The organism is Nonomuraea sp. NPDC049158 (assembly GCF_040648335.1).
GTDB lineage: Bacteria > Actinomycetota > Actinomycetes > Streptosporangiales > Streptosporangiaceae > Nonomuraea.
The window spans coordinates 75,032-89,020 of sequence record NZ_JBEZDM010000007.1 but is presented as its reverse complement, the minus strand read 5'-3'; the positions used below and the strand labels follow the sequence as shown (position 1 = coordinate 89,020).

Annotated in this window: 12 protein-coding genes; 7 read left to right on the top strand and 5 right to left on the bottom strand. The window is 69.4% G+C overall.

The window, feature by feature from the left end; translation table 11 throughout:
* Positions 1-41: 41 nt before the first annotated feature.
* The gene (locus tag AB0B61_RS17645; RefSeq protein WP_358432580.1) at positions 42-1,382 is read left to right on the top strand and encodes a cation:dicarboxylase symporter family transporter; all 1,341 of its coding nucleotides are present in this window, start codon (positions 42-44) and stop codon (positions 1,380-1,382) included.
* A 36-nt stretch (positions 1,383-1,418) separates the two neighbouring features.
* Here the strand turns inward: AB0B61_RS17645 and AB0B61_RS17640 are convergent, their stop codons facing one another.
* From AB0B61_RS17640 to AB0B61_RS17630, 3 genes are all read right to left on the bottom strand, one after another.
* Positions 1,419-2,237, bottom strand: coding sequence for an SAM-dependent methyltransferase (locus tag AB0B61_RS17640; RefSeq protein WP_358432578.1), 819 nt, complete (start codon positions 2,235-2,237; stop codon positions 1,419-1,421).
* A 77-nt stretch (positions 2,238-2,314) separates the two neighbouring features.
* Positions 2,315-3,655: a HAMP domain-containing sensor histidine kinase gene (locus AB0B61_RS17635; RefSeq protein WP_358432576.1), complete on the bottom strand. Its 1,341-nt coding sequence runs from the start codon at positions 3,653-3,655 to the stop codon at positions 2,315-2,317.
* Between the two features lie 78 nt (positions 3,656-3,733).
* Positions 3,734-5,221 (bottom strand): glycoside hydrolase family 13 protein, encoded by a 1,488-nt coding sequence (locus tag AB0B61_RS17630; RefSeq protein ID WP_358432574.1) that lies wholly within the window; start codon positions 5,219-5,221, stop codon positions 3,734-3,736.
* 267 nt (positions 5,222-5,488) lie between these two features.
* Here AB0B61_RS17630 and AB0B61_RS17625 point away from each other — a divergent pair, with 267 nt between their 5' ends.
* The 6 genes from AB0B61_RS17625 to AB0B61_RS17600 are packed head-to-tail and all read left to right on the top strand — an operon-like array spanning position 5,489 to position 12,263.
* Complete coding sequence (locus AB0B61_RS17625; RefSeq protein WP_358432572.1) at positions 5,489-6,769, top strand: maltose ABC transporter substrate-binding protein; 1,281 nt, start codon at positions 5,489-5,491, stop codon at positions 6,767-6,769.
* 4 nt (positions 6,770-6,773) lie between these two features.
* Complete coding sequence (locus AB0B61_RS17620; protein WP_358432570.1) at positions 6,774-8,342, top strand: ABC transporter permease subunit; 1,569 nt, start codon at positions 6,774-6,776, stop codon at positions 8,340-8,342.
* Positions 8,339-9,178 carry a sugar ABC transporter permease gene (locus tag AB0B61_RS17615; protein WP_358432568.1) on the top strand — a complete coding sequence of 280 codons (840 nt, stop codon included), beginning with the start codon at positions 8,339-8,341 and terminating at the stop codon, positions 9,176-9,178. The genes AB0B61_RS17620 and AB0B61_RS17615 overlap by 4 nt, the downstream gene beginning before the upstream one ends.
* A 6-nt stretch (positions 9,179-9,184) precedes the next feature.
* On the top strand, positions 9,185-9,487 hold the full coding sequence (locus AB0B61_RS17610) for a hypothetical protein (protein ID WP_358432566.1): 303 nt from the start codon (positions 9,185-9,187) through the stop codon (positions 9,485-9,487).
* Positions 9,406-10,959 (top strand): glycoside hydrolase family 13 protein, encoded by a 1,554-nt coding sequence (locus AB0B61_RS17605; protein ID WP_358432564.1) that lies wholly within the window; start codon positions 9,406-9,408, stop codon positions 10,957-10,959. Before AB0B61_RS17610 ends, AB0B61_RS17605 begins: the two co-directional genes overlap by 82 nt.
* Positions 10,960-11,018: 59 nt before the next feature.
* Positions 11,019-12,263, top strand: a complete 1,245-nt coding sequence (locus AB0B61_RS17600) for a right-handed parallel beta-helix repeat-containing protein (RefSeq protein ID WP_358432562.1) — start codon at positions 11,019-11,021, stop codon at positions 12,261-12,263.
* Positions 12,264-12,299: 36 nt separating this feature from the next.
* Here the strand turns inward: AB0B61_RS17600 and AB0B61_RS17595 are convergent, their stop codons facing one another.
* Together AB0B61_RS17595 and AB0B61_RS17590 are read right to left on the bottom strand one after the other, a co-directional pair.
* Complete coding sequence (locus AB0B61_RS17595) at positions 12,300-13,424, bottom strand: hypothetical protein (RefSeq protein WP_358432560.1); 1,125 nt, start codon at positions 13,422-13,424, stop codon at positions 12,300-12,302.
* Complete coding sequence (locus tag AB0B61_RS17590; protein WP_358432558.1) at positions 13,421-13,921, bottom strand: SigE family RNA polymerase sigma factor; 501 nt, start codon at positions 13,919-13,921, stop codon at positions 13,421-13,423. The genes AB0B61_RS17595 and AB0B61_RS17590 overlap by 4 nt, the downstream gene beginning before the upstream one ends.
* Between the last annotated feature and the right edge of the window lie 68 nt (positions 13,922-13,989).

The window sequence follows — 13,989 nt, the reverse complement described above, 5'->3', positions numbered from 1 at the left end:
GCATGGTTAGCAGTCTCGTCCATACGACCGGAGACCGTCCCATGCGTCGTGATCGCACCCACCTTCTCTACATGGCCGTCATCGTGGCGGTGCTGCTAGGGATCCTGGTCGGATTCGTCTGGCCGGACGTCGGCAAGGAGCTCAAGCCGCTCGGCACCGCGTTCGTCAACCTCGTCAAGATGATGATCGGCCCGATCATCTTCTGCACGATCGTGCTCGGCGTCGGCTCGGTCAGCAAGGCGGCCAAGGTCGGCAAGGTCGGCGGCCTCACCATCGGCTACTTCACCATCATGTCCACCGTAGCCCTGATCATCGGACTCGTGGTGGGCAACTTCATCGACCCGGGCTCAGGGCTGCACCTCACGGACGCGGCCAAGCAGGCCGCGGAGGCCGAGGCGGCCAAGGGGGCCGCCGCCGGATCGACCGACTTCCTGCTCGGCATCATCCCCACCACGCTGGTGTCGGCGTTCACCGAGGGGCAGACGCTGCAGACGCTGCTGGTCGCGCTCCTCGTCGGGTTCGCGCTGCTGGCCATGGGGCCCAAGGCCGCGCCGATCCTGACGGCCGTCGAGCACATCCAGCGACTGGTGTTCCGCATCCTCGCCATGATCATGTGGGCGGCGCCGATCGGCGCGTTCGGCGCCATCGCCGCCGTCGTCGGCGCCACCGGCCTGGACGCGCTCAAGGCCTTGGGCATCATCATGGTCGCCTTCTACATCACCTGCCTGCTGTTCGTCGGCCTCGTGCTCGGCCCGCTGCTGTGGATGGTGGCCAAGGTGGGCATGTGGCCGCTGTTCCGCTACCTGGGGCGCGAGTTCCTGCTGATCCTGTCCACCTCGTCGTCCGAGGCCGCGCTGCCCCGGCTGATCGCCAAGATGGAGCACCTCGGTGTGAGCCGTACGGTGGCCGGCATCACGGTGCCGACCGGTTACTCCTTCAACCTCGACGGCACCGCGATCTACCTGACCATGGCCACGCTGTTCGTCGCCTCGGCCACCGGAGCGCCGCTGGCGTTCGGCGAGCAGATCGCGCTGCTGCTGTTCATGATGATCGCCTCCAAGGGCGCGGCGGGCGTGACCGGAGCGGGTCTGGCCACGCTGGCCGGTGCTCTCCAGTCGCACCGGCCCGCGCTGGTCGACGGCGTCGGCCTCATCGTCGGCATCGACCGGTTCATGTCCGAGGCCCGCGCCCTGACGAACTTCGCCGGCAACGCGGTCGGCACCATCCTTGTCGCCACCTGGACAGGGGACTTCGACAAGGAACGAGCCGCCGAGGTGCTCGCCGGCAACGCGCCGTTCGACGAGTCGACGCTGCTGGACGAGGACGAGCGGCCCGAGCCGCCCGCGGCGGACGACGAGCGGCGGGAGATGTCGCCGGTCTGAGCCGTCGCCGCAAGCTCTGACTCGTCGCCAGACGGGTCAGAGCTTGCGGCCGATGCCCGCGTAGCCCATCCGCGCCATCTCGTCGTCGAGGAAGATCGTCTCCTGGGGGTCGTTGAACGGCCAGCCGACCTCCGGCCCCAGGCCACTGGCCAGCCCCGGCGGGATCAGCTCGAAGTCACCGAAGAACCGGGCGATCTCCGTGCCGGGGCGCGGGCAGAACGGCGAGTTGGCCTTCTGGTAGAACTCAACGATCTTGGCCACCTGCTCCGGCACGACGTCGTTGCCGACATGGGAGATGGCCAGGTAGCTGCCCGGCGCCAGCGCGTCCCGGTAGGCGGCCACGAACTCCTGCGGCCGGTCCTCGTCGGGCACCAGGTGCAGGAAGAACATCATGAGCACCGCGACCGGCCGGTCGAAGTCCAGCAACGACAGCACCTCGGGATGCTGGAGGAGTTTCTCCGGCTCACGTCCGTCGCCCAGCACCATGGCGACCTTCTTCGGGTCGGCCAGCAGGGCGCGGCCGTGCGCGGCCACCACGGGATCGTTGTCGACATAGACGATGCGCGCGTCCGGCGCGAACCGGTGGGCGACCTCGTGCACGTTCTCCGCGGCCGGGAGGCCGGAGCCGAGGTCGAGGAACTGGGTGATGCCCTGACGGCACAGGTATTCGACCACTCGCCCGATGAACTTGCGGTTCTGCCTCGTGCCCTCTCTGACCTCGGGAAGGACGCTCATCACCAGTTCGGCGAGATCCCGGTCGGCCTTGAAGTTGTCCTTGCCACCAAGAAAGTAGTCGTACATCCGCGACGCGTTAGGGATGTGCGGGTCCACACCTTGCGGCGCTTGTTCCGTCATGTGCCCATGATCTCGGACAAACGACCAGTAAATCCACCGTTTCATGTCACAAGGTGACCAACGGGAGGTGGATCATGTCACACGGCAGGCAGCCTCAGGACGAAGCGGGCGCCGCCGCAGTACTCCTCGACGCGGATCTCGCCGCGATGCGCCACCGCCACGTCGCGCGCGATGGCCAGACCCAGCCCGGTGCCGCCGGAGTCGCGGCTGCGGGCCGCGTCCAGGCGGGTGAAGCGCTCGAAGATGGACTCGCGGTCGGCCCGCGCGATCTCCACGCCGTCGTTCTCCACGGCCAGTACGGCCATGTTCCCGTTCCGGGTGACCACCACCTTGATGATGCTCTCGGCATGGCGCTGGGCGTTGTCCAGCAGGTTCGTCAGCACCCGGGTCAGCTGCAGGCGTACCCCCTCCACCACGACGCCCTCGTCCAGCATCAGCTTGACGGGCAGCCGGTCGTTGCGGGCCGACAGCTCGTCGCGGACCAGGCCGGCGAGATCCACCCGCTCCTTCACCACGTCCACATGGGAGCCGATCCTGGCCAGCAGCAGCAGGTCGGTGATGATCGCTTCGAGCCGGTCGGTGTCGCGCAGCGCGCTGTCCACCAGCGCGATGAAGTCGGTGTCCTCGGGGTAGAGCTGCGCGCTCTCCAGCTGCGCGCGCAGCCCGGCGATGGGCGTACGCAGCTCGTGCGAGGCGTCGGAGGCGAAGCGGCGCTGCTGGTAGGCGGAGCGCTCCAGGCGGGCCAGCGTGCCGTTGACGGACCTGGCGAGCTGGGCGACCTCGTCCTTGCCCGGCGGCTGGGTCACCCGGCTGCTCAGGTCGCTGGCGTTGACCGCGTCGAGCTCGACCCGCATCGCGCCCACCGGCCGCAGCGCCCGGCCCATGACCAGCCAGGTCGTCCAGGTGGCCAGCGCGATGAGCACGAGGACCTGGGTGAGCACGACGGCCTCCAGGATCCTCGTGTCCAGCAGGCCGGGGGTGGTGCGCCCGGCGTACACGACGTTTGCGGCCGGGGACGGCGACGCGCGGACGGCCGTCAGGTGGACGCACTGCCTCGGGAGGCAGTTCGTGGTGCTGATGACCCGGTTGTCCGCGGTGGGCCAGACGTCGCTCAGCGGCGGCAGGTTGCGGGCCGCGTCGCTCGTCGCCACCACCTGACCGCTCGGAGTGACGACCTGGATCAGGTCGACGGAGGGGTCGGTCAGCGGCATCGTCGCGCCCAGCGGGAGGTCGCCCACGCGCCACTCGGCCGCCACCTGTTCGGCGGTGTTCCTGGTCTGGTGCCACACGTTCGCCTCGACCACGGACTTGGCCACGACGATGGTGCCGGTCCCTACGGGGATCAGCACAGCGGTGGCCACGGCGGCCGCCACCAGCGTGACGCGGCCGCGGAGAGAACTCGCCCATAGGCGTGACATCAAATCGAGGCTACTAACGATATTTACCCCGATATGCCGGACAAGGGGAAAGTTTGTCCCATTGTCCGGAGCCCCGCGTCAGAGCTGGAGCCACACCGTGGTGTCGGGTGGCAGGGTGCCGTCCGCGTTGAGCGGACCGCTGGACAGCAGCACCTCGCCGGTCACCTCCACCGGCTGGTCACTGGTGTTCAGCATGACGACCAGGCCGGGCGAGCGCTCGATGGCCAGTACGTCCTTGGGCGAGTCGAGCCAGGTCAGCGTGCCGCCGCCGAGTGCCGGGTGGGACTTGCGCAGGCGCAGCGCGGCCCGGTAGAGGTTCAGCGTGGAGGCGGGGTCGTCGTGCTGGGCCTCGACCGACAGCGGCGCCCACGAGGCGGGGATCGGCAGCCACGGGTCCCGCCAGCCAAGGCCGGGGGCGGTGGTCCACGGGATCGGCACCCGGCAGCCGTCGCGGCTCTCGCCGCTGCGCAGGAACGCCGGGTCCTGCCGCAGCTCGTCGGGCAGGTCGAGCACCTCCGGCAGGCCGAGCTCCTCGCCGTTGTAGAGGTAGGCCGAGCCGGGCAGAGCCAGCATCAGCAGCGTGGCCGCCTTGGCCTTGGCCAGGCCGCCGTGGCGGGTGACGTGCCGGGGCTTGTCGTGGTTGGACAGCACCCAGGTGGTCGGCGCGCCCACCAGCTCCGCCTCGGCCAGCGCCTTCTCGATGACCGCGCGGAAGGACTTGGCGTGGAAGTCGGCCAGCAGGAAGTCGAAGTTGAACGCCTGGTGCAGCTCGTCGGGGCCGACGTAGCGGGCCAGCCGCTCGGGGGAGGACACCCACGCCTCGGCGACGGCCATCCGCCCGCCGGGGTAGGAGTCGAGGATCGGCCGCCACTCGCGGTAGATCTCGTGCACGCCGTCCTGGTCGAAGTACGGCACGCGCTCGTCGCCGAGCATCTCGGCCTGACGGCCCTCCTTCGGCCCCACGTCGGGCAGCCCGGCGGCCTTGACCATGCCGTGCGCCACGTCGACGCGGAAGCCGTCCACCCCGCGCTCCAGCCAGAACCGCAGGATGTCGCGGAACTCGGCCCGCACCTCCGGGTTGTCCCAGTTGAGGTCGGGCTGCTCGGGCGCGAACAGGTGCAGGTACCACTGCCCGTCGGCCACCTGGGTCCAGGCGGGGCCGCCGAAGATGGACTCCCAGTCGTTGGGCTGGTCCCGGAAGATGTAGCGGTCGCGCAGGCCGGCCTGGAACCACGGGTGCCGGTCGGAGGAGTGGTTCGGCACCAGGTCCACGATCACCCTGATGCCCCGCTCGTGCGCGTCGGCGATCAGCCCGTCGAGGTCGGCCAGCGTGCCGAACATCGGGTCCACGTCGCGGTAGTCGGCCACGTCGTAGCCGCCGTCGGCCATCGGCGAGGTATAGAAGGGGCTCAGCCAGATGGCGTCCACGCCCAGCTCGGCGAGGTAGTCCAGGCGTTCACGCACGCCCGGCAGGTCTCCCATGCCGTCGCCGTTCGCGTCGGCGAAGCTGCGTGGGTAGACCTGGTACACGACGGCGTCCCGCCACCAGTCGTCGTTGCCGAGCATGGGGGTCCTTCCGGGGATTGTCCGTGATGTCTGGTGCAGGATGGCCTGCGTGGTTCAGTGGGGTCAAGTGTAAGTTGCGGAAAGTTGCAGATGGGGCCCCACTTCTCCTCGGCGTTCGGTTGGCGAGGTCAAGGGAGTATCGAGCGCGTCTGGATCGGGTAACGCTCTTTCGCAAGTTCTTCCAAATTTTGCAAAGAGTCGCTAACGTCCCGGAAACATAAGCCGCGAAAGCGGTCAATTGCTCCCTCCGTGACCTCAGGAGGTCCCATGCGCAAGCGAGCCCTGGGTGTGGCCGCTCTCACGTCCCTGGCATTAGCCGCCACGGCCTGCGGTGGTTCTCAGCCCGGCACCCCCTCTGCCGCCCCCAGCGGTTCCGCCGCCGCCTCCTCGGCCCCCGCCGACAAGGGCAGCGGCAAGCTGGTGATCTGGGCCGACCCCAACCGGGTCAAGGCGCTCAAGCCCTTCGCCGAGCAGTTCGGCACCGAGAACGGCGTGACCGTCGAGGTGAAGGAGATCAGCAAGGACAACCAGCAGACCTTCCTCACCGCCTCCCAGCAGGGCAGCGGTCCGGACATCATGGTCGGCGCGCATGACTGGATCGGCAACCTGGTGCAGAACGGCGCCATCGACCCGGTCAACCTCACCGACGCGCAGAAGGCGGCGTTCCCGGAGATCGCCATCAAGGCGGTCACCTTCGACGGGCAGGTGATGGCCGCGCCGTACGCGGTGGAGAACATCGCGCTGATCCGCAACACCAAGCTCGCGCCCGAGGCCCCCGCGACGCTCGAGGACATGGTCAAGAAGGGCAAGGAGCTCAAGGCCGCGGGCAAGGTCAAGGAGGTGCTCTGCCTGCCGGTGGCGCAGAAGGGTGACGCCTTCCACGTCTACCCGATCTTCGCGGCGGGCGGCGGCTCGCTGTTCGGCACCACCGCCTCCGGCGACCCGGACCCGAAGAAGGTGCTGCTCGGCTCGCCCGACTCGGTCAAGGCGTTCGGCAAGCTGAAGGAGCTGGGGGAGAAGGGTGACGGCGCGCTCAAGACGTCCATCACCAACGAGAACTACGTCGCCGGCTTCGCCGGCGGCAAGTGCGCCTTCCTGATCTCCGGCCCCTGGGCCATGGGCGATGTGAAGAAGGGCGGCATCAGCTACGACATCACGCCCGTCCCGTCGTTCAAGGACGGCAAGCCCGCCACCCCGTTCGTCGGCGTCCAGTCCTTCTTCGTGGCCTCCAAGGGCAAGAGCAAGACCCTGGCGCAGGAGTTCGTCGCCAACTACGTGACCAACAAGGACGTGGCCAAGGCCCTGTACGCGGCCGACCCCCGGCCCCCGGCGCTGACCGAGGCGCTGCAGGAGGTCGGCGCGACCGATCCCGACGCGGGCAAGTTCATGGACGCGGGCAAGAACGGCCTGCCGATGCCGGCCATCCCCGAGATGCAGGCCGTCTGGGAGCCGTTCGGCATCGCCGAGGCGGCGGTGGTCAAGGGCGGCGACGCGGCCAAGGCCGCCGAGGCCGCGCAGAAGGCCATCGACAGCTCGCTCAAGAACTGACGTCATGACCCTGGACGTACGTGAGGCCGCGGGATCCCATGCTCCCCCGCGGCCCCGCCGCGAGATCACCACGGCGTTCCTGGTCAGCAGGGTCGTGGTGCTCGCGGTGGCGGCGGCGCTCCTGGTGTACGCGGCGCCGCCCCTGGTCGCCACCGGGTCGTGGCCCGCCTTGGCGGTCCTCGGCCTGGCCACCGCGGTCATCGCCTACCTCTACCTGACCCGCCGCTTCATCCCGGCCAAGTACCTGATCCCCGGCACCGTCTTCCTGATCGCCTTCCAGGTGTTCCCGGTCCTCTACACGGTGAGCACGGCGTTCACGAACTTCGGCGACGGCCACCGCGGCGACAAGCAGGCCGCCATCACGGCGATCGAGACCGGCTCCGTCCGGCAGGCGCCCGGCTCGCCCGAGTACAGCCTGACCACGGCGCTGAAGGGCGACCGGCTGGTCTTCCTGCTCGTGGACCCGAAGACCAAGCAGGTCCAGGCGGGCGACCCGGCCGGGCTCGCGCCGGTGACCGGCGCCGAGGTGGGCATCACGGGCAAGGTGCTGCGGGCGCCCGGCTTCACCGTGCTGACGGCCCCGCAGGCGGCGGCCAGGGCGCAGCAGATCGCGGCGCTGGCCGTACCGACCCGCGGCGGGCTGATCAAGGCGAACGGACTGAGCCGCGCGGTCGAAGGACGCTCGGCGCTGGTCTACGACGCGCGCTGCGACTGCGTCCAGGGCGAGGGCGACCGATGGAAGGCCGACGAGGGGCAGGGCTACTTCGTCAACGCCACGGGCGCGCACCTCGCGCAGGGCTGGCAGGTGAGCGTCGGCTTCGCGAACTTCAGCCGTGTCCTGACGAACCCCACGATCTCCGGCTACTTCATCGGGGTCTTCGGGTGGAACGTGGTGTTCGCGCTGGCCTCCGTGGCGGCCACGTTCGCGCTCGGCATGGCGGTGGCGCTCGCGCTGCACCATCCGCGCATGCGCGGCACCCGCTTCTACCGGATCGCGCTGATCCTGCCGTACGCGATGCCCGCCTTCGCGATGCTGCTGGTCTGGCGGGACATGTTCAACCGCGACTTCGGGCTGGTCAACCAGCTGTTCGGGCTGGACGTCGACTGGATGGGGCAGCCGTCCACCGCCCGGTTCGCGGTCATCCTGGTCAACCTCTGGCTGGGCTTTCCGTACATGTTCCTGGTGACCACGGGCGCGCTGCAGGCCATCCCGCGCGAGCTGACCGAGGCGGCCTCCATCGACGGGGCGACGTCGTGGCAGGGCTTCCGCAAGGTGACGCTGCCGCTGCTGCTGGTGGCGCTGACACCGCTGCTGATCTCGTCGTTCGCCTACAACTTCAACAACTTCAACGCGATCGCGCTCACCAGCGAGGGCGGCCCGTTCCCGGCGGAGAGCCCGCAGGTGGGGGCCACCGACCTGCTGATCACCTACACCTTCCGGCTGGCGTTCGGCACCTATGGCGCCCAGTTCGGCTTCGCCGCCTCGATCTCGGTGTTCATCTTCGCGATCGTGGCGATCATCTCCGCGGTGGCCTTCCGCCGGACCCGCAGACAGGAGGAGGTCTACGCATGAGACTCGCGCTGCGGCACGTGTTCGTGCTGGTGGTGTGCGCGTTCGCGGTCTTCCCGATCCTGTTCGTGTTCTCCGCCGCGATCAACCCGCTGGGCACGCTGGCCTCCACCGACCTGCTGCCGACCGGGGCCAGCCTCGGGAACTTCGCCGACCTGTTCACCTCCGACCGGTATCCGTTCGCCAGGTGGTTCCTCAACTCGGTGTTCGTCGCGCTGACGTCGTCGTTCGCCAGCCTGCTGCTGTCGATGTTCGCCGCCTACGCCTTCAGCCGGATGCGCTTCCGTGGGCGCCGGGTCGGGCTGCTGGCGCTGCTGCTCATCCAGATGTTCCCGCAGTTCCTGGCCATCGTGACAATCTTCATGATCTTCACCAAGGTGACCGAGCTCTATCCCGCGTTCGGGTTCAACACCGTGTGGGGGCTCATGCTGCTCTACCTGGGCGGCGCGCTGGGCGTGAACACCTGGCTGATGAAGGGCTTCCTCGACACCGTGCCCAAGGAGCTCGACGAGGCGGCCACGGTCGACGGCGCCACGCACGCGCAGATCTTCTGGCGGGTCATCATGCCGCTGGTCACGCCGATCCTCGCGGTCACCGCGCTGCTGGCCTTCATCGGCACGATGAGCGAGTTCATCATGGCCAACGTCTTCCTGCGCGATCCGGAGAGCAAGACGCTGGCCGTGGGCATGTACGGGATGATCGCGGGGGACCAGCGCAACGCCAACTTCGGCATGTTCGCCGCGGCCACGCTACTCACCGCCGTCCCCACGGTCGGCGTGTTCCTGTGGTTGCAGAAGTACATCGTCTCCGGGCTCACCGCCGGTGCCGTCAAGGGATAGGTCTCATTGCGCTTCCTCGGCGAGCCGCATCACGACGGCTCCGCTCTGTACGTCTCCACCCAGGCGCCGGCGCCCGGCTCGACGGTGACGGTCCGGCTGCGGGCACCGCTGTCGGCCGGGATCACCGGTGTGCACGTCCGTACGGTCCGGGACGGCGAACCCCGCTTCACCACCGCCTCTCCCGACACCGCCGGCTTTGATGGCGGCTATGGCGAGACGGACGTCTGGTGGCGCGCGGACCTCGTCGCCGCCAACCCGGTCACCCCCTACCGCTTCCTCTGCACACCGAGGGCGGCCAGGCGTGGCTGACCGCGGCCGGGCTCGTCGCGCACGACGTCACCGACGCGACCGACTTCCGGCTGGTCTGCCACGAGACGCCGCCCCCGTGGCTGGCCGACGCGATCGTCTACCAGATCTTCCCTGACCGTTTCGCCAGGTCAAGGCCGATGCGGGAGCTGCCGGACTGGGCACTGCCGCGCGACTGGGACCGCGACCCGGTCATCCCCTCGGGCCCCGGCACGTCCCAGCAGTTCTACGGCGGCGACCTCGACGGCATCGTGGAGCGTCTTGACCACATCCAGGCGCTCGGCGCGGACACCGTCTACCTGACGCCGATCTTCCCGGCCCGCTCCAATCACCGCTACGACGCCGCCGACTTCGACCGCGTCGACCCGCTGCTCGGCGGTGACGAGGCGCTGCACCGGCTCGCCGACGCGCTGCACGCGCGCGGCATGCGGCTGATCGGCGACATCACCACCAACCACTGCGGCCGGACGCACCCCTGGTTCACCGCCGCGATGTCCGACGTGGGCGCGCCCGAGCGGGAGATGTTCTACTTCGACCCCGACACCGGCGACTACGAGTCCTGGTACGGGGTCAAGTCGCTGCCCAAGCTCAACTGGGGTGGCGACCTGGTGCGGGCGCGGATCCCGGCCGTGCTGAAGAAGTGGCTGGGCCCGCTCGACGGCTGGCGCGTCGACGTCGCGAACATGACCGGCCGGCGCGGCCGCGACGACCACAACCACGAGATCGCCGCCCTGCTGCGGCGCGCGATCGGGCCAGGCGCGGCGCTCATCGCCGAGCACTGCCATGACGCCTCGCCCGACCTGGACCGCGACGGCTGGCACGGCACGATGAACTACGGCGGCTTCACCCGGCCGGTGTGGGCCTGGCTGCGCTCGCCCGACCTGGAACTGGCGACCTTCCTCGGCGTGCCCGGCGGTGTGCCGTCGCGTGACGGACTCCAGACGTACGCGACGTTCCGCGCCTTCGCCTCCCATCTGTCGTGGCGCTCGCAGGCGCACTCCTGGCAGCTGCTCGACTCGCACGACTCGCCGCGCATCCGCACCGTGACCGGCTCGGCGGAGCAGCATCTCGTCGCGCTCGGACTGCAGGCCACGCTGCCGGGCACGCCGATGGTGTTCGCGGGCAGCGAGTTCGGGCTGACGGGGGTGAACGGCGAGCACGCGCGTACCCCCATGCCCTGGGATCGGCCCGCCGACCAGGACCTCGCCACGCTGGCCGCCTACCGGGAGCTGCTCGGCCTGCGCCGGGCCGAGCCCGCGCTGCGCCATGGCGGGCTGCGGTGGCTGCACGCCGACGCCGACTGCCTGGTCTTTCTCCGGGAGGCCGCCGAGGAGTCGCTGCTGGTGTGCGCGCGCAGGGCACCGGGCCGGCCGCTTCCCCTTCCCATGCGGGCGGCAGGGGTTTATAACGCTTCTGACACCGATGTGTTGCCGGGTGACGGCCCTTCGCTGCGTGTCTGGCGCCTCACCCGATGACGCGCTAGCGTGGGCGACCCCCCATCGTTCAGATTTAAACTAGATAGTGGTGTGTTCGCATGAGGTTGCTCTCCGTGGCCGTCATCGCCTCGCTCGCTCCCGCTCTCCCGGCTTCGGCTCTGGCCCGCGCGGGCACCACCTACTACGTCGATTCGCGGACGGGCGACGACTCGGCCGCTGGGACCAGCGCCACCAAACCCTGGAAATCGCTCGAGAAGATCGGCGCCGCCGACCTGAAACCCGGCGACGCGATCAGCGTCAAACGCGGCAGCAAGTGGACGGGCACGCTCACCCTGGCCGCCAAGGGCACGGCGGCCAAACCCATCGTCATCCAGCCGTACGGGACCGGCCCCATGGCGAAGATCTCCGGCATGGACGGCAACTGCGTCGTCGTGACCGGCAACCACTGGCGCATCAGCGGCCTGCGCGCCTCCGGCTGCCAATGGGCGGGCTTCGAGCTGAGCGGCGACGGCAACGAGCTCGTCGGCGTACGGGCCGACCGCAACATCGCCGGAATCCTGGTCACCCCCAGCGGCTCCCGCAACGTCATCAGGGACAGCACGCTGACCTCCAACGCCCGGATGAGCGTGAACGACTCCGAGCCCGACAACGACTCCGGGGCGTTCGGCATCCTGCTGAACGGCGACGACAACACGGTGACGGGCAACACCATCACCGGCAGCTACGCGGCGAGCAACGACTACGGCTTCGACGGAGCGGCGATCGAGATCTTCGACGGCGACCGCAACCTGATCACGCACAACACCGCTCGCGACAACGAGACGTTCACCGAACTCGGCGCCCGCAAGGGCAAGACGGCCGCCGGGAACGTGTTCGCCTTCAACGTGGTCACCTCCTCGCGCAAGCATGGATCGTTCCTGATCACCCGTGGCGCCCAGCACATCGTCGGCCCGGTGACGGGGACCATCGCGGTACACAACTCGGTCTACCTGCCCGCGCGCGAGACGATCGGCTGGTCCTGCCACGGCGGCTGCTCGCCGTCGATACTCAAGCTGCGCAACAACGCGATCTCGGTCGGCGGTGAGGCCGGGTACGAGGACGGGAAGGGCGCCGACGACGCGGGCGGCGTGTACAAGGGGCGGACGTACGCGTTCAAGCTGGGCCCAAAGTCGGTGAAGGCGGACCCCCGCTTCGTCTCCCGTACGGACCTTCACCTGCGGCCCGGTTCGCCGGCGCTGGGCCGGGGCGTCCGGCTCGGCGCCGCGTGGTTCGGCCGGGCGTCGGGCGGCACGGACATCGCGGGCCTGCCCGCCGCCCCGAACGCCGGCGCCTTTCAGCGCTGAACCTTCTACCGCTGAACCTCCCTGGATTTCGGGCGTTCAGCGCTTTTCGTGGGTCTGCTGCCAGATCTCCACGCCCGCGTCGTCGTAGCCGATGATCTGGAAGCGTTCGTACATGATGGTGCGGGCGCGGTCGTACGTTCCGGCGAACAACCGGATGCCGAGGTTCCACGGGTCCGGCCGGGTGGCGGCCGACACGGACCGGCCGTCGCCGAAGAGCAGGGTGACCCGGGCGGTCTTCGCGCTGGCGATGCCCAGCCAGCGCTTGTCGTGCTCAGCCAACTCCACGGGGTACTTCTTGCCGCCCATGTCGGTCATCAGGTGGTCGGGCTCGACGAGATTCATGACGACGGTCTGCCCGTTCAGCTTCCAGAGCAGCGTCTCGCCCGGCACCTTGTAGAGACCTACGGACAGACCTCCCGGCATCCGCACGGCGGGGCCGACCGGCTGGGCCTTTTCCTCGGGGAAGATGGCGGGCTTGTTCTTGACCCGTGCCACGGTCTGGCCTTTGGCATCCGCGAACTCGAACGCCGTCACCGTCTCGCTCGTGGGCGCGGACACGGTCCAGATGCCCTGGGGAGCGCCCTTCGGCCGGTAGATCGTCCCGGTCACCGGGTCGCCACCCTTGATCACGGCGGTGACGTGGGCGACCTCGGGCCGCGCGGTGCCGAAGTGCATCACCACGCCCGTGGACGGATAGGGGAACGACTCGGTCGAACCCTGCCTGGTGGCCTTCCGGTCGTCGAGCGGATCGCCGCACTGCTCCGTCGTGCCGCCGGTCCTGCTCTGGTAGGCCTGGCAGAGCAGGACCGTGCCCGGCTTCCCCTTGGCGTACCAGAGGGATAGGGGTCGCTCCTCGGACGGGTTGTCGATCACCAGCCGCTCGCCCAGCGGGGTCTTGCCGTCCATGGCGCTCGGGATGCGGTGGCGTACGTCGATGGTGCCGGTGGCGACGTCGCCACCCTTCTGCCCGCCGGTGGCCGTCAGCGTGACCGGCAGGGCCACGGCGGTGACGGCCAGTGCCGCGACGAGGGCCTGCCGGCGCGTCCTGCGCCGCCGCGACCGCGAGACGACCTCGGTACGCAGCCCGGAAGGCGCCTTAGGCGCATGCTCGGCGGCGTGGCCGAGGGTCGTACGCAAGTGGGATTCCAACTGGTCGGTCATGCGAGGCTCCCGTCGATCGCTGAGGGGTGGGGCAGGGTGGCACGGAGTTTGGCCAGGCCGAGCGACGCGTGGCTGCGTACGGTCCCCCGGGAGATGCCGAGCACCCCGGCGATCTCCTCGTCGGCGAGGTCCTCGTAGTAGCGCAGGACCAGTACGGCCCGCTGTTTGCGCGGCAGGCCGGCGAGCGCCTGCCACAGGTCCTGCTCGATGCCGGAGGGCAGCACGTCGAGCTGGGCGGTCTCGGGCAGCGCCCAGTCGAGCCGCTCGCGCCTGCGCAGCCGCCAGACGCTGATGTGCAACCTGGCCATGATCATCCTGGTGTAGCTCTCGGGTGCCTGTTTCTGGCGCACCCGTGGCCAGGCCCGGTGCAGCCGGATCAGCGTCTCCTGGGTGAGGTCGGCCGCGTCGTGCGGGTTGCCGCTGAGCAGGTATCCGTAGCGCAGCAGGGCATCGGCCCGTTCCGCGACGAAGTCCTCGAAGCGGTAAATGTCATCCAATGGCCTGTGCCTTTCCTTGGTCCGTCACGGCATAGACGGGCCGAGGGGCCGAACTGTTGAATCAGATC